23 protein-coding genes are annotated in these 26,482 nt (G+C 49.4%); 9 read left to right on the top strand and 14 right to left on the bottom strand.

All coding sequences use genetic code 11. The features are described from left to right. Positions 1-55: 55 nt before the first annotated feature. The 10 genes from ACN0S4_RS01080 to ACN0S4_RS01035 form a co-directional block, all read right to left on the bottom strand. Positions 56-457: an H-NS family nucleoid-associated regulatory protein gene (locus ACN0S4_RS01080; protein WP_417655905.1), complete on the bottom strand. Its 402-nt coding sequence runs from the start codon at positions 455-457 to the stop codon at positions 56-58. 136 nt (positions 458-593) lie between these two features. Then, the gene (locus tag ACN0S4_RS01075; RefSeq protein ID WP_417656544.1) at positions 594-2,237 is read right to left on the bottom strand and encodes a 4Fe-4S dicluster domain-containing protein; all 1,644 of its coding nucleotides are present in this window, start codon (positions 2,235-2,237) and stop codon (positions 594-596) included. 4 nt (positions 2,238-2,241) lie between these two features. Further along, positions 2,242-4,416, bottom strand: coding sequence for a putative bifunctional diguanylate cyclase/phosphodiesterase (locus tag ACN0S4_RS01070; protein ID WP_417655904.1), 2,175 nt, complete (start codon positions 4,414-4,416; stop codon positions 2,242-2,244). A gap of 67 nt (positions 4,417-4,483) precedes the next feature. After that, positions 4,484-6,421 (bottom strand): acetoacetate--CoA ligase, encoded by a 1,938-nt coding sequence (locus ACN0S4_RS01065; protein ID WP_417655903.1) that lies wholly within the window; start codon positions 6,419-6,421, stop codon positions 4,484-4,486. Next, positions 6,418-7,329 (bottom strand): hydroxymethylglutaryl-CoA lyase, encoded by a 912-nt coding sequence (locus tag ACN0S4_RS01060; RefSeq protein ID WP_417655902.1) that lies wholly within the window; start codon positions 7,327-7,329, stop codon positions 6,418-6,420. The genes ACN0S4_RS01065 and ACN0S4_RS01060 overlap by 4 nt, the downstream gene beginning before the upstream one ends. Position 7,330: 1 nt before the next feature. After that, a complete protein-coding gene (locus ACN0S4_RS01055) occupies positions 7,331-9,295 on the bottom strand; it encodes an acetyl/propionyl/methylcrotonyl-CoA carboxylase subunit alpha (RefSeq protein WP_417655901.1) in 1,965 nt (654 codons plus the stop codon). Between the two features lie 3 nt (positions 9,296-9,298). Next, a complete protein-coding gene (locus ACN0S4_RS01050) occupies positions 9,299-10,081 on the bottom strand; it encodes an enoyl-CoA hydratase-related protein (protein WP_417655900.1) in 783 nt (260 codons plus the stop codon). Positions 10,082-10,090: 9 nt separating this feature from the next. Beyond that, positions 10,091-11,698, bottom strand: a complete 1,608-nt coding sequence (locus ACN0S4_RS01045) for a carboxyl transferase domain-containing protein (protein ID WP_417655899.1) — start codon at positions 11,696-11,698, stop codon at positions 10,091-10,093. Between the two features lie 14 nt (positions 11,699-11,712). Beyond that, positions 11,713-12,882 (bottom strand): isovaleryl-CoA dehydrogenase, encoded by a 1,170-nt coding sequence (locus ACN0S4_RS01040; RefSeq protein ID WP_417655898.1) that lies wholly within the window; start codon positions 12,880-12,882, stop codon positions 11,713-11,715. Beyond that, a complete protein-coding gene (locus tag ACN0S4_RS01035; RefSeq protein ID WP_417655897.1) occupies positions 12,879-13,301 on the bottom strand; it encodes a MerR family transcriptional regulator in 423 nt (140 codons plus the stop codon). The genes ACN0S4_RS01040 and ACN0S4_RS01035 overlap by 4 nt, the downstream gene beginning before the upstream one ends. A 232-nt stretch (positions 13,302-13,533) precedes the next feature. On the opposite strand from ACN0S4_RS01035, the gene ACN0S4_RS01030 reads away from it, so the two are divergent. Continuing rightward, a complete protein-coding gene (locus ACN0S4_RS01030; RefSeq protein ID WP_417655896.1) occupies positions 13,534-14,718 on the top strand; it encodes an acetyl-CoA C-acyltransferase in 1,185 nt (394 codons plus the stop codon). Here the strand turns inward: ACN0S4_RS01030 and ACN0S4_RS01025 are convergent. Together ACN0S4_RS01025 and ACN0S4_RS01020 are read right to left on the bottom strand one after the other, a co-directional pair. Then, positions 14,711-15,571 (bottom strand): EamA family transporter, encoded by an 861-nt coding sequence (locus ACN0S4_RS01025; RefSeq protein ID WP_417655895.1) that lies wholly within the window; start codon positions 15,569-15,571, stop codon positions 14,711-14,713. The genes ACN0S4_RS01030 and ACN0S4_RS01025 overlap by 8 nt on opposite strands. A 2-nt stretch (positions 15,572-15,573) precedes the next feature. Beyond that, on the bottom strand, positions 15,574-16,467 hold the full coding sequence (locus tag ACN0S4_RS01020) for a helix-turn-helix domain-containing protein (RefSeq protein WP_417655894.1): 894 nt from the start codon (positions 16,465-16,467) through the stop codon (positions 15,574-15,576). 254 nt (positions 16,468-16,721) lie between these two features. Between ACN0S4_RS01020 and ACN0S4_RS01015 the strand changes: the two genes are divergently transcribed. Genes ACN0S4_RS01015 through rlmM form a run of 8 tightly spaced genes read left to right on the top strand, consistent with a single transcriptional unit; the run spans position 16,722 to position 24,929 of the window. Then, a complete protein-coding gene (locus tag ACN0S4_RS01015) occupies positions 16,722-18,218 on the top strand; it encodes a CoA-acylating methylmalonate-semialdehyde dehydrogenase (RefSeq protein WP_417655893.1) in 1,497 nt (498 codons plus the stop codon). Positions 18,219-18,234: 16 nt separating this feature from the next. After that, the gene (locus tag ACN0S4_RS01010) at positions 18,235-19,392 is read left to right on the top strand and encodes an acyl-CoA dehydrogenase family protein (RefSeq protein WP_417655892.1); all 1,158 of its coding nucleotides are present in this window, start codon (positions 18,235-18,237) and stop codon (positions 19,390-19,392) included. 9 nt (positions 19,393-19,401) lie between these two features. Then, the gene (locus ACN0S4_RS01005) at positions 19,402-20,520 is read left to right on the top strand and encodes an enoyl-CoA hydratase/isomerase family protein (RefSeq protein WP_417655891.1); all 1,119 of its coding nucleotides are present in this window, start codon (positions 19,402-19,404) and stop codon (positions 20,518-20,520) included. Between the two features lie 59 nt (positions 20,521-20,579). Continuing rightward, entirely contained in the window at positions 20,580-21,473 is an 894-nt protein-coding gene (gene mmsB, locus ACN0S4_RS01000) for a 3-hydroxyisobutyrate dehydrogenase (protein WP_417655890.1), read from the top strand. Between the two features lie 10 nt (positions 21,474-21,483). Next, positions 21,484-22,248 (top strand): SDR family oxidoreductase, encoded by a 765-nt coding sequence (locus ACN0S4_RS00995; RefSeq protein WP_417655889.1) that lies wholly within the window; start codon positions 21,484-21,486, stop codon positions 22,246-22,248. Between the two features lie 9 nt (positions 22,249-22,257). After that, positions 22,258-23,157 (top strand): transcriptional regulator GcvA, encoded by a 900-nt coding sequence (locus tag ACN0S4_RS00990; protein ID WP_417655888.1) that lies wholly within the window; start codon positions 22,258-22,260, stop codon positions 23,155-23,157. A gap of 12 nt (positions 23,158-23,169) precedes the next feature. Continuing rightward, on the top strand, positions 23,170-23,829 hold the full coding sequence (locus tag ACN0S4_RS00985) for an alpha/beta fold hydrolase (protein ID WP_417655887.1): 660 nt from the start codon (positions 23,170-23,172) through the stop codon (positions 23,827-23,829). Positions 23,830-23,837: 8 nt separating this feature from the next. Beyond that, positions 23,838-24,929, top strand: a complete 1,092-nt coding sequence (gene rlmM / locus ACN0S4_RS00980) for a 23S rRNA (cytidine(2498)-2'-O)-methyltransferase RlmM (RefSeq protein ID WP_417655886.1) — start codon at positions 23,838-23,840, stop codon at positions 24,927-24,929. A 75-nt stretch (positions 24,930-25,004) separates the two neighbouring features. On the opposite strand, the gene ACN0S4_RS00975 is transcribed toward rlmM, so the two are convergent. Next, the gene (locus ACN0S4_RS00975) at positions 25,005-26,009 is read right to left on the bottom strand and encodes an isocitrate dehydrogenase (RefSeq protein ID WP_417655885.1); all 1,005 of its coding nucleotides are present in this window, start codon (positions 26,007-26,009) and stop codon (positions 25,005-25,007) included. A gap of 88 nt (positions 26,010-26,097) precedes the next feature. Next, positions 26,098-26,469: a DUF3192 domain-containing protein gene (locus tag ACN0S4_RS00970; RefSeq protein ID WP_169929965.1), complete on the bottom strand. Its 372-nt coding sequence runs from the start codon at positions 26,467-26,469 to the stop codon at positions 26,098-26,100. Between the last annotated feature and the right edge of the window lie 13 nt (positions 26,470-26,482).

The raw sequence follows: 26,482 nt of genomic DNA, 5'->3' as shown, positions 1-26,482 counted from the left end.
AAGCAGCGGATACATTGTGTATTTGCTGCTTTTTTAATGAGGGACTGAAAAGGTATTAAATTAAAAACTTTTCCAGTTTTTCGCCACGGTCCACTGCATTCTTCAATGCCTTAGGCATGCGCCCTTGACCGGTCCAAGTAATACGTTCACCTGAATCATCTTTAATTGCATATTTCGGTGGCTTAGGAGCGCGCTTGCGACGCGTCTTTGGTGCTGCTGCGCTATCACCCAGTAATTCACTAGGATCAATACCTGCAGCGTCCATCGCTTTACGCAATTCTTCAATTTTGCGACGCTTTTCAGCTTCTTGCTGGAGCAACTGCGCTTCTTCCTCTGCGCGATCAGCAATCACTTTTGCCAATTTTTCCTGAACTTCTTCTAATTCAGAAACCGATAATTCCTTTACCGCTGCTTTTAAGCGTCGTCCATGGGTTAAAATACTTGTAAATTCACTCATTGCTTTCTTATCCACTTTTAATTAAATAAATATTGTTTAAAAATTGTATTTATTAAACAGATAAATAACCAAGACGACAATCTTATTTATTTGTCAGCTATATCTTACAATTTCATTTAGTTAATTAAAATCAATTTTACATATTAGGATAAGTTGGACCACCGCCTCCCTCAGGAGTTACCCACGTTATATTTTGAGATGGGTCTTTAATATCGCAAGTTTTACAATGAATACAATTTTGTGCATTTATTTTAAATACGGATTCGCCATTTTCTTCGACGATTTCATACACTCCCGCAGGGCAATAGCGCTGCGCAGGTTCAGCAAATTCCGGCAGATTAACGGTCAGTGGAACTGCTTTATCCGCTAATTGTAAATGACACGGCTGTTCTTCTTCATGATTGGTATTCGATAAATAAACTGATGATAATCGATCAAAAGTAAGTTTATTATCGGGCTTGGTGTAATCAATAGTGGGAGCGTCAGCAGCTTTCTGCATTCCCTCATGATCGGGTCTTTTATCTTTAATGGTAAACGGTAATTTGCCACCAAACCAATTTTGATCGAGCGTGTTATAGGCTCCACCTAACCAGGTGCCAAACTTATGAATAACTGGACCAAAGTTCCGCGAACGATACAGCTCATCATAGAGCCAAGATGACTTGAAACGATCTTGATAATCGGTCAAGTCAGCTGCAGGGGACTCACTCTGCAAGGCCGCGAAAATAGTTTCAGCGGCCAGCATACCTGACTTCATCGCGGTGTGATTACCTTTGATTTTGGCAAAGTTTAAGGTGCCAGCATTACAGCCTACCAATAGGCCGCCTGGAAAACTCATTTTCGGGAGCGAATGCAGACCACCTTTGGTAATAGCGCGTGCACCGTAGGTGACTCGCTTACCGTTGTTTAAGGTCTTCGCAATAGCCGCATGGGTTTTGAAGCGTTGGAATTCAGCAAATGGATTCAAATGTGGATTGGTATAGTTTAAGTCCACAATCAAACCCACATACACCTGACCATCTTCGGCGTGATACAGATAACCACCACCCGTGCCATTATCGCCAAGTGGCCAACCCGTGGTATGCACTACTAAACCGGGCTGATGTTGCTCCGCTGGAATATCCCAAATTTCTTTAAAGCCAATGGCATAGTGTTGCGGAGATGCATCATCAGCAAGATTAAATTGAGCCTGTAACCGCTTGCCTAAATGGCCGCGACAACCTTCGGCAAAGATAGTGTAACGCGCACGGAGTTCCATCCCAGGTTCGAAGCTCGATTTCTGCTGACCGTCGCGGTCTAAACCCATATCGCCAGTAATGATGCCGGCGACACGACCGTCTTCAACAATGATGTCAGCGGCTGGGAAGCCGGGAAAAATCTCAACACCCAACGCCTGGGCTTGCTCAGCTAACCAGCGACAGACGTTGCCCATGCTGGTGATGTAATTACCGTCATTGTGAAAGGTCTTAGGCACCATGAAGCCGGGCAGTTTGGTGGACTTCTCTTGATCTTTTAACAGCAGAATTTCATCACCTGTGACCGGTGTGTTCAAAGGAGCACCTAAGTTCTTCCAATCCGGCAACAGCTCATCCAGTGCGCGCGGCTCAAACACTGCTCCTGAGAGGATATGGGCACCGACTTCAGAGCCTTTTTCGACCACACAGATCATCAGTTCCTGTTGCTGCTCTTGGGCTAACTGAGCGAGTTTGATCGCACTTGCCAAACCGGCAGGGCCAGCTCCGACAATCACTACATCACAGTCCATGCTTTCACGTTCGATGGCTTCATTCTGCATAATCTTCTCCTACTACAAATGCTTGTTTGTCAGATGCCAGCAATGATAACAGCTGAGCGTGGGACAACGGACGGCATAAAAAATGGCCTTGGGCAAGAAAACAGCTTCGTTGCAGCAAATAGTCGATTTGTTGTTGGTTTTCAACGCCTACTGCAATCACTTGTAAATCTTGTTGGTCCGCTAGTTCTAGTATGGTGTTGGTAATTTTACTGTTTACTGTATCGACCGGAATTTGACTAATCAATGACCGATTAATCTTCATACCATGAGGCGCCACGTGTTTTAACGCATGAGTGGTTTCATGATGGATGCCGACCGTATCGATAAATATTTGAATTCCCAAATGTAACAGGGCAGAGATATGTTGCGGTTGTTGCTGCACCCCATTGATAAATACATAATCGCGCAGCTCGATGGCCAATTGTTGCGGTGGCAGTTGGGTCCGCGTGAGCAATTCACTGAGCTCATTGGCGAGCGAGGTCATACCGAGCTGTTTCGCAGAAAAATTCAAATGTACGACTAAGTCTTTATGGCCCGCTTCACGCAAGGCAGAAATGTCATCAGCAACTTGCCGAATACAGCGTTGTGTGACCGGAACAATGAGCCCCGTGTCTTCAATAATCGGTAAAAACTCATCCGGCTGCAATAAGCGACTGGCATGCTGCCGCCAACGTATGAGTGCTTCGATACGACAAATTTTTTGCGTCTTTAAATCAAAGACAGGTTGGTAGTGCACTTCCACTTGCTCATGCTCAATGGCGTGATAGAGCTGACTGAGCAGGAGTCGTCGTTGCACCAATTCATCTTGCTGGCGACGCGTATAGATAGATACACCGTTATAACCTTGGCGGCGCGCCTCATTCAGAGCCATCTCGGCTTGTTGGAGGAGGCGAGTCGGTTGGTAATCAGCATCGTTGGCAAAAGCGAGACCAATAGCACACGAACAGTACACTTCATGTTTTTCAATATAGAATTGTGGCGCAACCAGCGCTTGAATTTGGTGAGCGGCCTCGAGTGCCTGCTCATCGGTATAAATATCGGGCAAAATAAGAACGAATTCATCGCCGCTTAAACGAGCGACAAAACCCCGAGGCGGGCAGAATTTCCGGAGTCGATGCGCAATACGACGGAGCACTTCATCACCCATCGAATGTCCCAATGCTTCATTTAACTTTCGAAACGCATCCAAATTCATGTGCGCAGCCAATAGCTGGCCCTTGCGTTGTTCGATGGCGTTAATTTCACCGCGCAAATAATTCATTAAGGCTTGGCGATTGGGTAATTCGGTGAGTTCATCATGCTCGCGCAAGAACCGTACTTGCTGGTCTAAGTTATGCTGCCGTTGTAGCTTCTCATTCGCCTTCGCGAGTGCGTCTCGAAGCATTTGCCCGCGTCGCTGTAGCAAACGAGCCAAAGCAAAAATAAACATCCCTAACAGGGTCAGGGCGCTGCCAATCGCGACTGTTAGTTGTGGTGTTGAGGAGAGGCTGGCATTTAAGCGCTCTTGGGTCGGCCACAGTTCGCTTCGAAAGCTCGTGTCGTCAATGCGCAAGCGACTATAGACCGTCCAGTCATTACGGGTGCTTAAGTCACCAGAAAAGTTAAAAATAACTTCAGTTTGGTTCCAAAGCTGAAATTGATACCCCTCTTCAAGCACAATGTTCATGACATCACGCATGAAGTCGCGCAAATTGAAGCGCAACAATAAAATACCTGACTCAAGAGTTCGCTCAATGCGCACAGCAATAAATAGTTGCTCGAAGTCACTGGCGATGATGCGGGCATCACTCGGTGCTGCTAATGCCATCCGGGTCTGCGTCACAGCCTTAAAAATAGCATCATGAATAGGGTCATTCGACGAGCTAATAATTACATCATCAGTAACTTGGTAGAGGCGCGGATCTTGGCGAGCGCCGGTCTCGACAAAGAAGACACTATCGATACTCGGGAAGTAGCGGCGAATGAGGACATCAGTACCACGGAGGCGCTGCAAAATAGGAGTTGGCGAGCGTGTTACTTCCTGTGCTAGCCACTCACTGATGTAGATGGTTTGCAACAGCTCACGGCTCACTGTGTACTCGATTTCACGCAGTTGCTCAGATTGTTTGGCAAGAATAACTTCGCGTTCCGTATTCGCAAAGAAGTCATGACTGACGTACGTCATTAGACCGCCTACCAATAAGACGATGAGGTAACCTCGGAGGCGGCGCCAAATTGACAGCATTGGTTAATTACTCGGCTAACTCAGCGCGGTTGCGAAATTGCTCCAGCGCTTGCGGGTTCGCTAAGGCATCGGTATTTTTCACCGTTTCACCGTGTACCACTTGGCGTACCGCCAGTTCGACAATTTTTCCACTAATGGTACGCGGAATATCATCCACTTGGGCGATGACCGCTGGCACATGGCGCGGTGTCGCATGTTGACGAATCACCATTTTAATTTCTTGGCGGAGCGAATCATCCAGTTGAATACCATCACGCAATCGAACAAAGAGCACAACACGTTCATCATCCTGCCAACGTTGGCCGATTGCGATACTCTCAAGAACGGCTTCGACTTTCTCCACTTGACGGTAAATCTCAGCAGTACCAATGCGCACACCACCCGGATTTAACACCGCATCAGAGCGGCCATAAATGATCACGCCATCGTGCTCGGTGATTTCGGCGTAATCGCCGTGTGCCCAAATGTTGTCAAAGCGCGCGAAATAGGCATTGAAATACTTGCTACCGTCATGGTCAGCCCAGAAACCGATGGGCATGTTGGGGAAACTATTGCGGCACACAAGTTCACCTTTTTCGCCGGTGACGGGTTGGCCTGCATCATTGAATACCTGGACGTCGAGTCCAAGCCCAACGCATTGCAATTCACCCCGGTAAACGGGCAGGATTGGGCAGCCTAACGCAAAGCAGGAAACAATATCGGTGCCACCTGAAATCGACGACAAACACACTGCAGATTTGATTTCGCGATACACATAATCAAAACTCTCAGGCGTCAATACAGAGCCAGTTGTAAGAATAGCTCGTAAAGCCTCAAGTGAATGGTGTTCGCTGGGCTTATAGTCAGCCTTTTCCAACGCGGATAAATATTTAGCGCTAGTTCCGAAAATAGAGATATGCTCTTCTTCGGCGATATCCCAAAGTACGCTTGGCTGCGGATAGAAGGGTGAACCATCAAAGAGTAGAAGGGTAGCGCCAGAGGCTAAACCGGATACCAGCCAGTTCCACATCATCCAGCCACACGTAGTGAAGTAGAAGAATACATCCTCTCGATTCAAGTCAGTGTGGAGACCGTGCTCTTTGAGATGCTGCAAGAGCGTGCCGCCGATGCCGTGAACGATACACTTGGGCACGCCAGTGGTGCCTGAGCTGAACATGATATAGAGCGGGTCATTGAAGCCCATTGGGGTAAATTCAACGCTGGTTGCGGTAGTATCAAGAAAGTCTTGCCAACGGCTCATGCCGGTTTCTACTGGCAAGTCTAAGTGCGCAAAATCGACGCGAATGGTTTGCGTGACTGATGGCAGTTCAGCGCGAATGGCGGCTACTTTGTCGGCTATGGATAATTTTTTACCATTATAAAAGTAGCCATCTACGGTGATGAATACTTTTGGCTCGATTTGGCCAAAGCGATCGAGGACGCCTTGGACCCCGAAGTCCGGTGAGCATGACGACCAAATAGCGCCGATACTGGTGGTTGCGAGCATCGCGACAATCGTTTCAATACTGTTCGGCATCATAGCCGCAACACGGTCGCCTTGAGTGACACCCTGCGCGCGCATTGCAGCCGCCAGCGCGGCAACAGATTGATACAGTTCGGCATACCTCAGTTGTTGTCGAGTGCCGTCTTCACCGCGAAAGATTAGTGCCACTTTATCGTCACGATGACGGAGTAGGTTTTCTGCAAAGTTCAAACGCGCTTGCGGAAACCACTGTGCTCCGGGAATACGTTCTGGATGTTCAACTATGGTGCTACCCGGATTGCCGATGACATCGAAATAGTCCCAGATATAACGCCAAAACTGATCGCTGTGCTGCACCGACCAAGTATGGAGGTCGTGATAATTCGCCAAGCTTTGCTCGAATTGCTGATTTACTTGTTGTAGGAAATCGGTCATGCGAGCGGATTGAATTTGCTCAGCAGTCGGTTGCCATAAACGCGTCATTCTACAGATCCTTGTTTTGCAATTTCAGCTTGTGCTACTAGCGAGCGGGGCGCTTGTTGCAGGGTGGTACAGATAGAGCGACCCGCCGCAATCAACTGATTCAAATCAACGCCAGTTTCTATGCCCATCCCATGCAGCATATACACCACATCTTCAGACGCAACATTGCCGCTTGCACCTTTTGCATAGGGACAGCCGCCCAATCCAGCTACCGCGCTGTCAATAGTGCTCACACCCAACGGTAAGCAACTGGCGATATTGGCAAGTGCTTGACCATAGGTATTGTGAAAGTGCAATGCTAATTGGTCCATCGGAACACGCTCCGCAACTGCACTTAACATGCGCTGCGCTGCAAGTGGAGTACCAACACCGATAGTGTCACCCAATGAAATTTCGTAACAGCCCATGCGATACAGTTGCTGAGCTACGGCAGCCACTTGTGAGGGGAGAATATCACCATCGTAAGGACAACCGAGAACGCAACTGATATAACCGCGCACCTTTATTTGTTTGGCTTTTGCTGCCGCAATAACGGGTTCAAACCGCTCTAAGCTCTCGGCGATACTGCAGTTGATGTTGCGTTGACTAAAACCTTCGGAAGCGGCACCAAAAATTGCAACTTCATCGGCACCTGCCAGCATCGCATTTTCGAACCCTTTGAGATTGGGCGTTAACGCTGCATAAGTAATGCCAGAGCGACGTTCGATGGCTGCGAACACCTCGGCACTGTCAGCCATTTGTGGCACCCACTTCGGACTGACGAATGAGCCGGATTCAATATAGGTTAAACCGCTCGCCGATAATTGATTAATCAGTTCGACTTTTGCTGCAGTACCGACATTACGCTCATTTTGGAGCCCATCACGAGGACCGACTTCGACTAGCTTTACGCGCTGTGGCAGTGCCATATTAGGACTCCTCAGGAGTAATACTTAACAGTTCAGCGCCATCACTGACGAGATCACCTGCAGCATAGAAAACATTCTCCACGGTACCGGCATGGCTGGCACGGATGGTGTATTCCATTTTCATTGCTTCCATGATCACGACAGCTTGGTCAGCGGCAACGGTATCACCGGCTGCGACCATCACCTCAACAATAGTTCCGTTCATTGGCGCAGTCATGCTACCTGCGGCTTGATCATCACTCAGGGTATCGGCAACACGATGGCGAATAAATCGAAGACTCGCGTGCTCAGTAAATACGGTGATTTCATTGCCAGCATTAAAGACGTAAACCGAGAACTGTCGTTGGTTGCGACTGACGATGAGACGATCACCTTGATAGTGAGCTTGCCAAACAATGTCCGGTTGATCCGCTTGGATCCAGCCTTGTGGTGTTTGTTCAATCGCGACGTTCACTGCTTCATCTTGGTACTGTAATGCCAATTCAAAGCACGGCGCTTGGTTGAGCCGGAACCCGTTCCTTTGCGCCCATGGGTTTGCCGAGGCAGTTACGGCACCGGAAACTTCAGCTAACGCAGCAATAACTGCATACTCGGCAACGAATGGCTGAGTATCGACGAATAAGTCTGACTCGTATTTTTCGATAAACCGAGTGGTCAGCTCAGCGCGCTGGAATTGCTGGTGATTGGCAATTCGCCGGAGAAAATCGATATTGGTTTTGACACCGCCAACGCGGTATTCGTGCAAGGCTTGGACGAGACGGCGGAGCGCGATCGTTCGATTCTCGCCCCACACGATCAGCTTTGCGATCATCGGGTCATAATAAGCGCTGACTTCATCACCTTCGATAACACCGCTGTCGATACGTATGTGCGAGTCAGTCGCAGGCGTGCGCAAGACATGCAGGGTACCTGTGCTTGGAAGGAATTCGTGCTCAGGATCTTCTGCATAAATACGTGCTTCGAACGCGTGTCCAGTCACTTGAATTTGATCTTGCGCGAGCGGCAATGTCTCACCGCTGGCAACCAGCAATTGCCACTCAACTAAATCTTGGCCAGTCACCATTTCGGTGACGGGGTGTTCAACTTGGAGGCGTGTGTTCATCTCCATAAAGTAGAACTTACTGTCGCTGTCGAGCAAAAACTCTACCGTGCCAGCACCGACATAATCAATGGCTTGTGCAGCTCGAATTGCCGCTTCGCCCATAGCCTCGCGAGTGCGTTGACTGATAGCCGGAGCAGGTGCTTCCTCAATCACTTTTTGATGGCGACGCTGCACCGAGCAATCCCGTTCAGCCAAGTACACAGCATTGCCGTGCTGGTCGCAAAACACTTGAATTTCGACATGGCGGGGATTACCGAGATACTTTTCGACCAACATTTTATCGTTGCCAAAAGAGGCTTGGGCTTCCCGCTTCGCTGATTTCAGTGCGTCGGCAAACTCGCTATCGTTGTTCACGATGCGCATACCCTTACCACCGCCACCATAGGCAGCTTTTAACAGCACTGGGAAACCAATTTTCTGAGCTTCAGCTTGCAGCTTTTCGATGCTTTGTTCGCTGCCATGATAGCCCGGAACCAGTGGCACTTCCGCCTCACTCATGATGGCTTTTGCAGCACTTTTGGAGCCCATTGCGGCAATGGCGCTTACCGGAGGACCGACGAAAATAATATTGTGTTTGGAGCAGGCCTCAGCGAAATCTTCGTTTTCTGATAGGAAGCCATAACCAGGGTGAATGGCATCGGCACCAGTATCACGCGCTGCTTGAATCACTTTATCGACGACTAAGTAGCTCTCGGCGCTGGGAGCAGGGCCAAGAAATACGCTTTCATCGGCAAGTTGGACGTGTTGAGCGTGACGATCCGCATCCGAGTAGACGGCTACGGTCCGAATACCTAAACGTTTTGCTGTGCGGATGATGCGACAAGCAATTTCACCACGATTGGCAATCAGTAACTTTTGCAACATGCCTTATCCTTTTTTCCATGCTGGTGTGCGTTTCTCGAGAAACGCTTGTAAGCCTTCTTGTCCCTCGGCAGAAACACGAATCGCAGCAATGCGTTCGATAGTGGTACGCCGAGTGGCTTCGTTCAAAGGTTGTTGGTCGATATCAAGCGCTAGCCGTTTCGCCGCGGTGACGGCTGCCGGACTGTTATCAATAAGCGCGGTCAGCAAAGGTTGCAGCGCGGATTCGAGGTCATCGGCCACTGTGTGCACGAGCCCTGTGTCATGAGCCACTGACGCGCCAAAACGTTCGGCAGTGAGCATGTATCGGCGTGCTTGGCGAGTGCCCATTGCACGCATCACATAAGGACTGATGACTGCCGGGATAAGACCAATTTTCACTTCACTTAAACAAAAGCTCGCTTGATTGTGCGCAATGGCAATGTCGCAACAGGCCGTTAAACCTACAGCACCGCCAAAAGCGGCACCTTGCACTAATGCGATAGTAGGCTTGCTTAAGGTATCGAGTCGCTCCATCAATGCGGATAATTCACCAGCATCGGCTAGATTCTCGTCGAAATCTTTCTCCGCCATAGAGCGCATCCAGTTCAGATCGGCTCCAGCAGAGAAATTCTTACCAACGGCTCGTAGAACCATGACACGACAAGTTGGATGTTCATCGATACTGTCTAGTGCATGCAACAACTCCGCGATCATCCGATCATCAAAAGCGTTGTGTACCTCTGGTCGATTCAGCGTCAGATAACTGACGCTCTCTTGGTGTTCGAGCTGAATATACTGATAGTTCATAACCCATCCTTACATTCGGAAGACGCCGAATTTCGTGTCGGCAATTGGCGCATTGTTCGCAGCAGCAAGACTAAGGCCCAACACGGTGCGAGTTTGTGCAGGGTCAATAATGCCATCATCCCAGAGGCGTGCTGATGCGTAGTAGGGGTGCCCTTGCGCTTCATATTGCTCAACAATAGGCTCTTTCAATTCTTTTTCAGCCGCTGCCGACAAGGTCTTATTTTGGCGTGCTAAATTGTCTTTGGTTACCTGCGCCATTACACCGGCGGCTTGCTCACCGCCCATCACTGAAATGCGGGCATTTGGCCACATGAACATGAGAGTCGGATCATAAGCACGACCACACATGCCATAATTACCAGCGCCGTAACTACCACCGATTAACACGGTAAATTTAGGGACTTCAGCACAACTGACAGCGGTCACCATTTTGGCGCCGTGCTTCGCAATACCTTCGGCTTCGTACTTTTTACCGACCATAAAGCCGGTAATGTTCTGTAAAAACACCAGAGGAATTTTGCGCTGTGCACACAGTTCAATGAAATGAGCACCTTTTTGTGCAGATTCAGAGAATAAGATGCCATTGTTTGCAACGATGCCAACAGGGTAGCCATGAATACGGGCGAAACCAGTGACCAAGGTGTTGCCGTAATTTTGTTTAAACTCGTCAAAATTGGAACCGTCAACAATCCGCGCAATCACTTCTCGTACATCGTAAGGTTTACGCAGATCGGTTCCGACAATCCCATAGATTTCTGCAGCGTCGTACAGCGGATCTTCAACCGCATGCTGCGGCACTGGATGCGCTGGTTTGAAGTTTAGTCGTGCAACAGAACGACGCGCCAACGCTAAGGCGTGCTCATCGTTTTGCGCAAAATGGTCGGCAACGCCAGATACCCGCGTGTGGACATCGGCACCACCGAGTTCCTCGGCACTGACTTCTTCACCGGTAGCCGCTTTGACTAGGGGGGGACCGGCTAGGAAGATGGTGCCTTGCTCTTTAACAATAATACTCTCGTCAGCCATGGCCGGCACATAAGCGCCACCGGCGGTACATAAGCCCATTACGACGGCGATTTGAGGAATGCCGAGTGCGGACATCCGCGCTTGATTAAAGAAGATCCGACCGAAGTGATCACGGTCCGGAAATACTTCGTCTTGGCGGGGCAGGTTAGCACCGCCTGAGTCGACTAGGTAAATACACGGCAAATGACAGCGTTCAGCAATTTCTTGCGCACGGAGATGTTTTTTGACCGTAAGTGGGTAATAGGTTCCACCTTTCACCGTGGCATCGTTAGCGACGATCATACATTGCACGCCCTCGACTTGACCAATACCAGCTACAACACCTGCTGCGGGTACATAGTCGTCGTAACATTCCCACGCAGCAAACTGGCCGATTTCAAGAAAGGGTGAACCACTATCTATGAGCTTTTCGATGCGCTGCCGAGCTAATAACTTGCCGCGCGCCAAATGACGTTCTTGATACTTAGGCCCGCCACCTTGCTTAATTGCATGCACCTTTGCTTGTAAATCAGCGACCACTTTTTGCATCGCTTCTGCATTGGCTGCATAAGTTGGGTCTTTCGGATTGACTGCACTGGATAATACGGTCACACGTGACTCCTTGATTAAGCTGATTCGCTAAACAGTTCGCGGCCGATCAACATACGGCGAATTTCTGACGTACCGGCGCCAATTTCATACAGTTTGGCATCACGTAACAAGCGACCAGTCGAGTATTCGTTAATATAGCCATTACCACCCAGTAACTGGATAGCGTCCAAGGCTAATTGAGTAGCAAGTTCAGCAGAGTAGAGAATCGCACCTGCTGCGTCTTTGCGAGTAGTTTCACCGCGATCACACGATTGTGCAACCGCATACACATATGACCGTGCAGCGTTCGTCCGCGTGTACATGTCTGCTAACTTTCCCTGCACCAGCTGAAATTCGCCGATCGCTTTACCGAATTGCTTACGGTCATGCACATAAGGCACACACACATCCAAGCACGCCTGCATAATACCTAATGGACCTGCGGCAAGGACGGCACGCTCGTAGTCCAAACCACTCATCAGTACTTCGACGCCGTTGTCGAGTTCACCCAGAATGTTTTCGCGTGGTACGCGGCAATTATCAAACACCAATTCACAGGTATTCGAACCGCGCATGCCTAATTTGTCGAGTTTCTGCGCAGTGCTAAAACCAGGAAAGTCTTTCTCGATGATGAACGCGGTAATTCCGCGCGAATTTTTCTCAGCGTTGGTTTTCGCGTAGACCACCAAAACGTCAGCATCTGGGCCGTTAGTAATCCACATTTTGTTGCCATTCAGAACATAGTGGTCACCGTCGAGGTCCGCACGCAATTTCATACTCACCACGTCTGAGCCAGCGTTGGGTTCGCTCATCGCTAGGGCGCCGACATGTTCGCCTGAACACAATTTTGGCAGATACTTTTGCTTCTGTTCCTCATTGCCGTTGCGAGCAATTTGATTGACACACAGGTTAGAGTGCGCACCGTAGCTCAAGCCGACGGATGCAGATGCACGGCTGATTTCTTCCATGGCGATGACATGTTCGAGATAACCCAAACCAGAGCCACCGTAAGCTTCATCAACGGTGATACCGAGCAAGCCTAAGTCACCGAACTTCCGCCATAAGTCAGCTGGGAACTCGTTGTTGTGGTCAATTTCTGCAGCGCGAGGTGCGATTTCTTCCCGAGCAAATGCGTTGACGGACTCACGAATCATGTCCGCGGTTTCGCCCAAGCCAAAATTGAAGACGCTGTACTGGCTGATCATAACTTCTCCTGGATAACTGTAGATGGGGCCGGGGCATGCTGTAACTCTGCCAGTTCATCGCGGCAGCGTTCCTCAAGATTCCCTAACTCGACCAATAGAACTTTGATGTCCTCGAGTTGTTGACGTAAAGAGAGCTTCTTGTCGTCAATCAATTCCAAAACCGTATGTAACTGCCGAACACTACTGTTTTCCATGTCGTACAGATCAAACAGATTTTTCGTTTCAGCGAGTGAAAAGCCTAATCGTTTACCGCGCAAAATGAGCTTTAATCGAACCCGATCTTTATTGGTGTAAAGTCGAGTTTGCCCTTGCCGACTCGGTGTCAACAAGCCTTGGTCTTCATAAAAGCGAATGCTGCGGGTCGTAATATCAAATTCCCGAGCGAGTTCGCCGATGCTGTATGTAGTAGGTGTGCTCATGTGCGCTTGCATTCTGGCTAATAGAAGAGGTAAGCTTAATCGAAGTTGACGTTAACGTAAAGGTCATGTGAAACGAATAGTGAATAGTAAATAGTGAACAGTGAACCGAAAAGACTAAAAAGCTAATTCCTAGTTTTTAATCTTTTGTCTTTGTCTTTGTCTTTGTCTTTTCTATTCACTGTTCACCTTTCACTGTCCACTATCCACTGTCCACCGTCTTTGAGGAGTAGGTATGTCTAGTTCTGATGCAATTGTCATTGTCGCTGCAAAGCGCACCCCTATGGGTGGTTTTCAGGGTAGTTTGAGTGCGGTTAGCGCCCCGATGCTGGGAGCTGCGGCTATCCGAGCAGCGGTCGCCGAGAGTGGGCTGGAGCCGAACGCGATACAAGAAGTCATTATGGGTAATGTATTACCTGCAGGCTTAGGTCAAGCGCCGGCGCGGCAGGCAACGTTGCACGCGGGCTTACCGCGCAGTGCAGGCGCAACCACCATTAACAAAGTGTGTGGGTCGGGCTTGAAGGCCGTAATGTTTGCACATGACTTATTGACCGCGGGTTCCGCTGATGTGGTGGTCGCTGGTGGGATGGAAAGCATGTCGAATGCACCGTATTTATTGAAAAAAGCGCGTGCAGGTATTCGCATGGGCCATGACCAGATTCTCGACCATATGATGTTGGATGGTTTGGAAGATGCCTACGAAGGCAAAGCTATGGGCTGCTATGCACAAAGCACCGCAGATGAGTATGGCATTGGTCGTGAGGCCATGGATGAATTTGCTCTTGAATCACTGCGCCGTGCGCAAACGGCCATTCAGTCAGGTACTTTTACTGCTGAAATTACACCGGTGACGGTAACCACCCGTAAAGGTGATGTGACCGTCGATATCGATGAACAGCCAGGCAAAGCCATGCCAGAGAAAATCCCCGGTTTGCGTCCGGCTTTTGCGAAGGACGGAACGATTACAGCAGCCAATTCCAGTTCAATTTCTGATGGCGCGGCTGCGCTGGTCTTAATGCGCGAGAGTGACGCGTTGAAGCAAGGCTTGAAGCCGCTAGCACGAGTGATGGGCCATGCGACGCATTCGCAGGCACCCGCTGAGTTTACCGTTGCGCCAATTGGTGCGATGCGCAAACTGCTCGATGCTATTCAATGGCAACAAGACAGTGTTGACCTCTGGGAAATTAATGAAGCATTCGCCATGGTAACCATGTTGGCGATGCAGGAAATGAAGCTGGATCATCAGCGGGTCAATGTGAACGGCGGTGCTTGTGCACTCGGCCATCCCATTGGAGCTAGTGGTGCACGGTTGTTAGTCACATTGCTGCATGCACTGCAACAACACGGTAAGAAGCGTGGTGTTACGTCACTCTGTATTGGTGGCGGTGAAGCTGTTGCCGTTGCCGTCGAACTTATGTAGTTCTGCGACTTCGCCGTGGGCTTGCGAGCCACACGGCGAAGCCCAACACGAGCGCGCCAAGAATCAGCCGTAACCAGTCCACATTTTGGCCCCAGAACACGAAGTTAACCAGCAGTCCTGCGGGTATAAGCATATTATTCATGGTGGCCAACTGAGCGGTATTGACGCGTTTGGCGCCGACATTCCAGGCGAAGTAGCCAAGCCCTGATGCAACAATACCAAGCCAGAGGAGAATGCCCCAGTGCAGGGAGGTTTGCGGCGCTAACTGCAGGTTACCAAACCACAACGCTGCGAATGCAGTGATGACCGCAGCACCGGCAAAAAATGGTGCGAAGACATGTAATTGATTACGCTCATCTCCTAGTGGTAGGCGTTTGTAGCAGATTTGACCAGCCGCAAAGCATATATTTGCGGCTTGAATGAGAGCAAAACCGAACCAAAAATCCGAACTGACGGTTTCATAACGAATAATAGCGGCGCCAACTACGGCCACGGCAGTAGCCAACCACCAGCGCAACGGCAGATGTTGTTTGTTAAAAATAACGTCATCAATGAGGACTACGTAGAGCGGCGTGAAGATAGTAAAGAGCAGTACTTCTGCAACGCTCAAGTACAGAAATGCGTGATACAAAAATAAGTACATGATGCCGATTTGAATCGCACCAATCGCGGCCAGTTGAAGTTGTCGTAGGAGTGGCAGGCGACGCCAGCGATACAATGGCGCGAATACTAGTAATGCGAGTGCCATGCGGATAAAGACGGCGAGATAGCCATCAACGTGGCCGGCGAGAAATTCACCGATGAGTGAAAAGCTTGCTGCCCATAATAGGGTCACAGCCCACAGAATCCACATGGTTAGATGTCCTGTTGTTGATGGGTATCGCGATAGAATTGAGGCGCAATACCCATGGTTTTTTTAAACAACCGCGAAAAGTAATAGGGATCATCAAAACCAACAGCGGTTGCAATGGTTCGAATGGAGTCGGTTGTGGTATCCAGCAATTGACAGGCTAAATCAATTTTTAATTGATTGAAGTAGCGCATTGGAGCGGTATGCGTCAATGCCTTAAATTTCTTGGCGAAATGATAGCGTGACAGCCCAGTGAATGCAGCAAAATCATCAAGGCTCAGATCACGATGACAATTGTCACGCATAAAGCGCTCTAACGCTGGGAGCGAGAAACTACTTCCTGTGGTTGGTTCGGTTAACAGCGGCAGTTGTGCGAGTAAGTGTTGTAATAGTGTCGCGGCTAAAACCCCGCCAGCAATCGTAAATCGTTGATGCTGGAGATTGAGTAAGTCAGTGACTAAGGGCAATAGGGTACGCCAATGCTGAATGGACAAAGTTGGCGTAGCAACAGTCAGCCTGAGGTTGGCTAATGCGGCTTGTGCTGAACTGCCTTGGAAGTGCAGCCAATAGATGCTCCAAGGATTGCTCTCATCAGCGGCATAATGATGCGCAACGTGCTGCGGAATCAAAAGTAATTGGCCAGCATTGAGCTCGCCTTGAATGATTTTTTGCTGATGCGTGAGTTGGTAGTGCCCACGCCCCTGATGACAAAATATGAGTAAGTAATCTGAGTGAGTCTGGCGCGTAGCACTGTGCCCATGTGCTTGCAAATAATGTCCATAAGCAAGCGGGTATAGATGTTTCGTTAGCGGATGTTGGGACAACTGCTGAGTCAGCTCTAACGGCAGTACGATACGTGAACTACCGGCGGGTAAAGGCCAATTAGAAGGTTGCGACATGGCGGTTCAAGTACCCAAGGTTGTCAACAAATGATGCCAATATTGTCCATCATGGTAGCAAGATCGTCAATGTTCATCGAACCCAAAAAATGCTGTAATGCACCCAAGAGCGTTGTTCGTTTTTCGTTGCTCGTCCGCTGCACTATTCGTCAAAACATACCTGCATTGGCGAATAACGAGCGAAGCGAGTGGACGAACAGTGAACGCAGTGAACGTACGAACAACGAATAACGAATGACTATGAGGAAGTGAAAATGAAGAAGGTTCCATTATTTATCAACGGTGAATTCGTGCAATCCAAGTCAGACCGCTGGATTGATGTCACGAATCCAGCTACTCAGGAAGTCATTGCGCAGGTGCCATGTGCGACTCAGGATGAGATGGATGCAGCGGTAGCTAGCGCGAAGAAAGCCTTTCTGACGTGGAAAGAAGTCCCTGTTTCCGAGCGTGCGCGAGTGATGATGCGCTATCAAGCGTTATTGAAAGAGCATCACGATGAAATTGCCGAAATTCTAGCTAGCGAAACCGGTAAAACGTTCGATGACGCGAAAGGCGATGTCTGGCGTGGTATCGAAGTAGTTGAGCACGCTGCGAATATTCCATCACTGTTGATGGGCGAAACGGTTGAAAACGTTGCCCGTGGTATCGACTCATACAGCTACACGCAGCCGCTTGGCGTGTGCGCAGGTATTACACCTTTTAACTTCCCAGCCATGATTCCGTTGTGGATGTTCCCACTGGCGATAGCTTGCGGTAACACCTTTATTTTGAAACCGTCTGAGCAAGATCCACTAACGCCAACGCGTTTGGTCGAGCTGTTTGAGCAAGCTGGCGCGCCGAAGGGCGTCTTACAAGTGTTGCATGGCGGTAAAGATCAAGTCGACTTTATTCTGGATGAGCCAGCGGTTCGTGCGATTTCTTTCGTGGGCTCCGTTGCGGTGGGTCAATACATTTATCGCCGTGGTACCGAGAATATGAAACGCGTACAAGCGTTTGCTGGCGCGAAAAACCATTGTGTGATTATGCCTGATGCGAATAAGAGCCAAGTGATCAGTAACATCGTTGGTGCTTCTGTCGGAGCTGCTGGACAGCGTTGTATGGCCATTTCTGTTGCCGTATTTGTCGGCGCCGCGAAAGAGTGGATCCCGGAAATCGCTGTTGAGCTCGCTAAGGTTAAACCAGGTGGTTGGAACGACAAAGATGCTGCTTATGGTCCGTTGATCAGTCCGCAAGCCAAGCAACGCGTTGAAAACTTTATTACGCAGGGCCAGAAAGAAGGCGCTGAACTGCTCATTGATGGTCGCAATTGCCAAGTTGAAGGTTTCCCGAGTGGCAACTGGGTCGGTCCAACCATGTTCTCTAAAGTCACGACCGATATGGAAATCTATAAGAATGAGATTTTCGGTCCAGTGTTGTGTGCAACCGAAGTGGATACATTGGAAGATGCATTGAAATTAGTCAACGCCAACCCATACGGTAACGGCACGTCGATCTTTACCGCAAGCGGTGCTGCTGCGCGTAAATATCAACATGAAGTAGAAGTGGGTCAGGTTGGTATCAATATTCCGATTCCGGTACCACTGCCATTCTTCTCGTTCACGGGTTGGAAAGGTTCGTTCTTCGGTGACTTGCATGCTTATGGTAAGCAAGCAGTGCGTTTCTACTCAGAGACCAAAACGATCACTGCCCGTTGGTTTGAAAGCGATATCGCTGATGCCAATGGCCCGAATATGACGATTCATCTGAAGTAAGGTTAAAGGTGTCGCTATGAATTTTAATTTAACGGATGACCAACAAGCGTTTGTGGATACAGCTCGCGCGTTTGCAGACAAAGAAATGGCGCCTTTTGCCGCAAAATGGGATGAGGAAGCGCATTTCCCAATTGAAGTATTCCGCAAAGCCGGTGAAATGGGCTTTATGGGGATGTATACGCCGGAATCCGCAGGTGGTTTTGGCATGAGCCGGTTGGACTCTGCGCTGATTTTTGAGCAACTCGCCATGGGTTGTACTGCAACCACTGCCATGATGACCATCCATAACATGGTTGCTTGGATGATTGGTTCATTTGGTACCGAGTCTGTCATTGAAGAGTGGGTTCCAGAACTGGTGACCGGTGAAAAATTAGGTTCGTATTGTTTGACTGAACCTGGTTCAGGTTCTGATGCCGCGAGCTTGCGCACCAGTGCGAAGAAAGATGGTGATGACTACATTCTGAATGGTTCGAAGATGTTCATCTCGGGTGCGGGTAGCACCGATGTGCTGGTGGTCATGGCCCGTACTGGCGAAGCTGGACCTAAAGGCGTTTCTGCGTTTGTAGTCCCAGCCAACGCTGAAGGTATCCATTACGGCAAGAAAGAAGACAAGATGGGTTGGAATGCCCAACCGACACGTCTGATTACTTTCGAAGATGTACGTATTCCTGCGGCTAACTTGCTCGGTAAAGAAGGCGAAGGCTTTAAGTTTGCCATGATGGGACTCGATGGTGGTCGAATTAACATCGCCGTGTGTTCTATTGGTACCGCCCAAGCCGCACTGGAAACAGCGCGTGATTATATGTTGGAACGGAAGCAGTTTGGCCAAGCGTTGGGTCAATTCCAAGCGCTGCAGTTCAAACTAGCAGACATGGCAACCGAGTTGGTTGCTGCACGGCAGATGGTGCGGTTGGCTGCATTTAAAGTGGATACGGATGATGCAGATAAGACCACTTACTGTGCCATGGCAAAACGCTTTGCTACCGATGTCGGTTTTACTGTGTGTAACGAAGCGCTCCAAATTCATGGTGGTTATGGCTACATCAAAGAATATCCGTTAGAGCGTCATGTTCGAGATGTTCGCGTTCATCAGATTCTAGAAGGTACGAATGAGATCATGCGGGTGATTATCGGTCGCCGGTTATTAGCTGATCTGGATCGTGCCATCCTCTAAGGAGTAAGCATGTCAGACGTGGTGCTATTTGAAGAACTACAAACGCCGAGTGGATTCAAGCTCGGCGTTGCCACATTAAATTCCGAGAAGTCACTCAATGCGTTGAGTCTAGATATGATTCAGCGGTTACAGCCACAACTCGACGCTTGGGCTGCCGCTGACGATATTGCAGCAGTATTCTTGCAAGGCGCGGGTGAAAAAGCGTTCTGCGCAGGTGGCGACATTGTTGCTATGTATCGTGCGATGGAAGCCAAACCCGGTGTTTTGGTTGATGAAGTTGCTGACTTTTTCGGGCAAGAATATCGATTAGATTACACCATCCAAACCTATCCAAAGCCTTTTATTATCTGGGGCCACGGTATTGTTATGGGTGGTGGTATGGGCTTGATGAATGGCGGTAGCCATCGCATTGTTACCGAACGTTCATTGCTGGCTATGCCGGAAATCACGATTGGCTTGTACCCCGATGTGGGTGCCACTTACTTCTTGAACAAAATGCCGGCAGGTTGTGGCTTATTTTTAGGAATGACGGGTGCGCACATCAATGCTACTGACGCGTTGTTTTTGAATTTAGCTGATCACTTTGTCAGTAGCTCACACAAGAGCACTGTCATCGAGTCGTTGTTGGCGTTGCCATGGTCGAATTCAGCCGCTGCCAACCGTACGCAAGTGAGTGAACTGCTTGCTGGATTCACACCAGCGGCGGAACAACAGCCGCCAGCAGCTCAGGTTGAGCCACATCTCGAAGTGATTCAGCGGGTCACCACCGGAGCGGAAGCAGCGGATGTGGTGGCTTCTATTACGCAAGAGCCAAGCACCGATGGTTGGTTTCAGCGTGCGCAGAAGACGCTTGCTGGAGGCTGCCCGATGACTGCGCACATCGTGTTCAATCAGTTACAGCATGGCGCTGATTTGAACCTCGCAGATTGCTTCCGGATGGAATTAACCTTATCCGTCCAATGTTGTACCCGCGGTGATTTCCGTGAAGGTATTCGCGCATTATTGATCGACAAAGACAAACAACCACGCTGGCAACACGACTCGGTGGCTGCTGTCGATGCGGAAGAAGTGGATGCATTTTTCACCTCGCCCTGGGCTGCAGCGGAACATCCACTGCGAGATTTATGAGCATAAGCTAATGCTTAGTTGCCTGCTGTAATTGGAAGCATAACGAATTCGGAGGAGCTATGGCTCAGATTGGATTTATCGGACTAGGGAATATGGGCGGCCCCATGGCTGCGAACTTAGCGAAAGCCGGTCATCAGGTGACGGTTTTTGATCTCAGTGCAGATGCACTCAAAGTGGCTGTCGAGCAAGGCTGTCAGGTTGCCAGCAGTACGCAAGCCGTTGCTGACGCAGCTGACTTTGTGATCAGCATGCTGCCTGCAGATAAGCATGTTCAAGGGGTTTATCTCGGCGAGCAGGGGTTGATACACAGTCTCAGCAAAAGCACCGTGGTGATCGATTGTAGTACGATTGCAGCGGAAACCGCACGACACGTGGGCGCAGAGCTTGGCAAACAAGGCATTACCTTCATTGATGCGCCCGTTTCAGGCGGCGTTGGTGGTGCCATCGCAGGCACGTTGACCTTCATTTGTGGGGGTAGCGAAGCGGCTGTTGAGCAAGCTCGCTCTATTCTGAATGACATGGGCAAAAATGTATTCCGTGCAGGTGATATTGGTGCCGGACAAGTGGCGAAGATCTGCAATAACATGCTGCTGTCGGTGCTGATGGTAGGTACGTCGGAAGCCCTGCAATTGGGTATCGCTCATGGTTTGGATCCAAAAGTCATGTCGGAAATCATGTTGCAAAGCTCAGGTCGAAACTGGACTTTAGAAGTATATAATCCGTGTCCCGATATCATGGATAATGTGCCTTCCAGTAAAGGCTATCAAGGTGGCTTTTTAGTTGACCTGATGAGCAAAGATCTCGGGCTGGCGCAACAAGCGGCATTAGCCAGTGGTGCGAGTACACCGATGGGATCATTGACGTTGAATTTGTACCGCAGTTGGGCGCAGTTGGGACATGGTCGCGAAGACTTTTCCAGCATCTTCAATTACGTGAAACCACAAACGAAATAGCGAGAACAGCATGCAAATTAAAGACAGTACGATAGTCATTACCGGTGGCGCTCAGGGTCTTGGGCGCGCAATGGCCGAACATTTCGCCAAAGATGGCGCACAATTAGCGTTGATTGACATGAATGCCGAGACCCTCGACGAAGCTGCGAATGCGTGTCGTGAGTTGGGTGCTAGTGTCGTGCGTGGTTATGTGATGAATGTCACTGATGAAGCCGCAGTTGAGGCGACCTTTAACGATATCGCTGCTGATTTTGATGGTATCGATGTACTTATCAATAACGCAGGTATTTTGCGCGATGGTTTGCTGATCAAATGCAAAGATGGCGAAATTACGCAGAAAATGCCACTACAACAATTTCAGTCGGTTTTAGACGTGAATCTGACCGGAACTTTTCTCTGTGGTCGTGAAGCTTCCGCGCACATGGCGAAGGCTGGCAAAGGTGGCGTAATAATCAATATCTCGAGCGTTGCTCGCGCTGGTAATATGGGGCAGACCAATTACGCTGCAACCAAAGCCGGTGTGGTAGCGATGACCGTGACATGGGCACGTGAACTGGGACGGTTTGGTATTCGTTGTGGTGCTATTGCGCCGGGCTTTATTGAAACGCCAATGACCGCCGCGATGAAGCCAGAAGCCATTGAGCGCGCGCTCAGCATGGTGCCATTGCGTCGTTGGGGGCAGCCGGATGAAATTGCACACAGTGCTCGCTACATCATAGAAAATGACTTCTTCAGTGGTCGTGTGGTAGAAATAGATGGTGGTGTACGACTGTAATAGGAACTCATGCGAAAATTACCCCCACTGAATGCGTTAAAGTCGTTTGAAGCGGCGGCACGGCATTTGAGTTTTACTCGTGCTGCCGATGAACTTTTCGTGACGCAGGCAGCTGTGAGTCATCAGGTGAAAGCACTGGAAGACTTTCTGGGGGTAAAGCTCTTTCTCCGCCGGAATCGCTCCTTGCTGTTGACTACGGAAGGGCAAACCTATTACCTCGAACTAAAAGAAATCTTTAATCACTTACTGCAAGCCACAGAGCGCTTGAAGAATGCGAGTGAGCGCGGCTCGTTAACAATTTCACTTCCTCCGAGTTTTGCTATTTTGTGGTTTGTCCCACGCCTTAGTCGATTTCGAGAGGCCTGTCCAGATATCGATGTTCGTATTCGTGCCGTTGATGAAGTGGATGGCTCGCTAACCGATGACGTCGATGTAGCTATCTACTACGGTGCTGGTAAGTGGCCTGGATTGAAAGCCTACAAGCTACATAATGAGTATCTGCTACCTGTCTGTTCGCCATTGCTCTTAAACAGTAATAAGCCCCTGCGCGAACCGGCCGATCTGCTAAATCATACCTTGTTGCATGATGAAACCCGTAATGCGTGGAAAGATTGGTTTAAGTTGGTTGGCATTGATAAGAATAAAGGGGATAACGGGCCGATATTCAGTCATTCCAACCTCGCCCTCAAAGCAGCTGTGCATGGGCAAGGCATTGCACTCGCGAATAATGTCTTGGTCAAACCAGAAATTGACGCGGGACACCTCGTCCAAATTTTTCCGGAAGCTTTACCACGTTTAAAATCTTTTTACCTTGTATGCCGTGATTCTCAAGCAGAAGTCGGTAAAATTGCGACATTCCGTAATTGGTTATTGAGTGTGGTCGAAGAGGAAGAGGATGCTTACGAATAACGGTCAGCAAGCATGACAGCGGCGACTGGACAACGAGTCGCTATTCAACGCGATAACTTGGATGGTCGTTTTCGAGTGGTTTTTGCACACGGTGCAGGTGCCGGTCTGCAGAGTGACTTCATGCAATTTTTTGCGTTAGGTCTGGCATTGCATGATATCGAAGTGGTCCGCTTTAATTTTCCCTATTGGCAACAGTTCATGGATACCGGCAAACGCCGCCCTCCGAATCGGATGCCAGAACTTGAACATTGTATGCTCACAGTGTGCCATCAATTTAACGACGACAAACCTTTAATTGTGATGGGAAAGTCGATGGGTGCACGCGTTGCATTTCGAATTGCCGACGCGGTGCAGGCACGTGCTGCTATTGCATTGGGGTATCCATTTCACCCGCAAGGCAAGCCGGCCAAACTCCGACTCGATGATTTACACAATCACTGTTCACAGAATTTAATTATTCAAGGCGACCGCGATCCATTTGGTAAGCCCGATGAAGTGAAGAGCTACACTTTACCCAAGAATATCCAGTTAGCTTGGCTAGATTCCGGTGATCACAGTTTTGTCCCAACCAAGCGCAGCGGTTTCGAAAAATCGCAGTTGTGGCAAGCAGCCATCGACCGCTGCGTGCGACTCGTGCATAATAGCGCCCCTTTGCAAACATCGAATGAGTGAATTTAGGTATGAGCGGCATTTTAGCTTACTGTCGACCGGGCTTTGAAAACGACTGCGCGGCTGAATTGCAGGACAAAACTGCATTATTAGGCGTGTTTGGTTACTGCCAAACCGAAGCGCAGCAAGGCTATGTCTGGTATCGCTGTCAACCTGAAGAAGCGGACCATCTAGCGCGTAAACTCGTGCTCCGCGAGCTCATTTTTTGCCGCCAGTTTATTGCGGTACTCAGCGAATTGACCGCGTTGCCAGTTGAAGATCGCGTGAGTGCACTGCAATTGGCTCTGTTGGACGCAGTTACGGTGGAAGCTTTTGAAGGCGTTAAACCCTTGGGTAGTTTGCGGGTCGAGACCCCAGATACCAATGATGGCAAAGAATTAACCAAATTCTGTCGAAAATTCACAGTGCCACTGCGGCAGGGTCTGCGTAAAGCCGGTCTGCTATTAGCCGAGGAGTCTGATCGGCGTCCTACGCTGCATGCGTTTTTTCTGTCTGGGCAAAGGGTTGTGTTAGGCTATTCCTATAGCTACAACCAATCCCCTTGGTTGATGGGTATTCCACGGTTACGTTCATTTGCAGATGCACCCAGCCGTTCGACGCTGAAGTTGGATGAGGCGTTTCAAGTCTTTGTCCCAGCACATGAGCGTGAAACGCGTATCAGTTCAGGAATGAATGCAGTCGATTTAGGCGCTGCTCCAGGCGGCTGGACTTATCAATTAGTGCGTCGCAGCATGATGGTGCAAGCGGTAGACAATGGGCCGATGGATCAAAAGCTATTAGATTCGGGACAAGTGAAGTATTTTCAGGAAGACGGCTTTAAATTTCGTCCGAAGAAGAAAAATGTGACTTGGCTCGTCTGCGATATGGTGGAAAAACCATCTCGGGTTGCAGATCTCATGGCCGACTGGCTGATTGAAGGCGACTGTATTGAGGCGATTTTTAATCTGAAGTTGCCGATGAAGAAACGCTATGCCGCGGCTAAAGAAGCGCTCGAACACATCACTGTCCGACTGCAAGAGGAAGGTCGTGGTCGCTTTGAATTGTCAGCCAAACAACTCTACCATGATCGAGAAGAAATCACCGTACACGCCCGAATTGTCTAGCAATGTTTGGGTAAAATAAAGGCTGGCAAGAGATGAATTCTCTTGCCAGCCTTTTTCGTTTTTTGAACCTGGGTGTTACAGGCGATCGATAATCGCTTGCGTGAAATCAGTGGTGCCGTGTTGGCCACCCAAATCACGTGTCGTGCGATCACCGCTCGCAATGACATCAACGATAGCTGCACGAATACGTTTGGCCTGTTCTGGCATCTCCAAATACTCGAGCATTTGAATCGCACCCAGTAATAAAGCGGTTGGGTTCGCCAAGTTCTGCCCAGCAATGTCAGGAGCTGAACCATGTACCGCTTCGAAAATCGCTGAGCTCTCGCCGATATTTGCACCTGGTGCCATGCCTAAGCCGCCGACCAAACCAGCACATAAGTCAGACAAAATATCACCAAACAGGTTGGTGGTGACAATCACATCAAACTGCTCAGGGCTCATGACCAGTTTCATACATACCGCATCAACAATCATCTCGTCGAACTGAATGTCTGGATAATCAGCCGCAACAGCGCGAGCAGTTTTCAGAAACAGTCCTGACGTTGATTTAAGAATGTTCGCTTTGTGCACAGCCGTGACTTTTTTACGGCCTTCGCGGCGTGCCAATTCAAATGCAAACCGTACAATGCGCTCAGAACCGACGCGTGTAATACGGCTGAGTGCTTCTGCCTCACTGCCATCTTCGCTCACTCGTTGGCCTAGACCTGAGTACATGCCCTCAGTATTTTCGCGAATCGTAATAATGTCGATGTCTTCATAACGCGCCTTCGTCCCTTTAAAGGAGAGGACAGGGCGTACGTTGGCATACAAATTAAATTGCTTGCGTAAGCTGACGTTGATTGAGGTAAAACCTTCACCCACTGGCGTCGTTAAAGGACCTTTGAGCGTTGCACGATTGCGCGCAATCGCATCTAACGTTGTTTGTGGTAGTAACTCGCCGGTAGTTTCTAGCGCTGCGAGACCTGCATCCGCAAATTCGTAAGTAAAATCACAGCCAGCGTGATCAAGAACTTTCAGTGTGGCGTCGACAATGTCGGGGCCAATGCCGTCACCTGGAATGACTGTAATAGTCGTGCTCATGAGATTGTTTCCTAACCTGAAGACAACACATACCGGGCGGTATGCTTAGGTGCGCGGAGTATAGCAAATGAGGTGCTTGCGCACCTCATTAAAACGATTGATATTCGCTATAAGCATCTGCACCCCAAGCGATGAGTAAATCATCCTTGAAGAGCAGCGGTGTGCACTCATCTCGCGTTGTGATGCCATCTGATTTAACGTGATGGGTTCGATAAAACAGCACTAACACTTCGCTGTCGCTGGTGGCCTTGGCCTCGCTAAAATCGGGAGAACCGAGTAAGCGGATCACGTCACCTTTGGCGGTGCCCAGATCAAGGCGACCGATTTGCTTCAGATTAAAGGTTTCGCGCTCTTGCCAACTTAGACTTTCCGGATCCGCTTCGAAAAAGAAGACCGTTGCAGCAATCGCTGCAACGTAGATGCCGAATCCGATAATGACAATCTTTAACATTTTAGGCATGGTGAACTCGCTT

The sequence above is a fragment of the Pseudidiomarina aestuarii genome (assembly GCF_048263735.1).
Classification (GTDB): Bacteria; Pseudomonadota; Gammaproteobacteria; order Enterobacterales; family Alteromonadaceae; genus Pseudidiomarina; species Pseudidiomarina aestuarii_B.
Note: the sequence above shows the minus strand (reverse complement) of the source record. Positions and strands in the feature narration are given on the sequence as shown.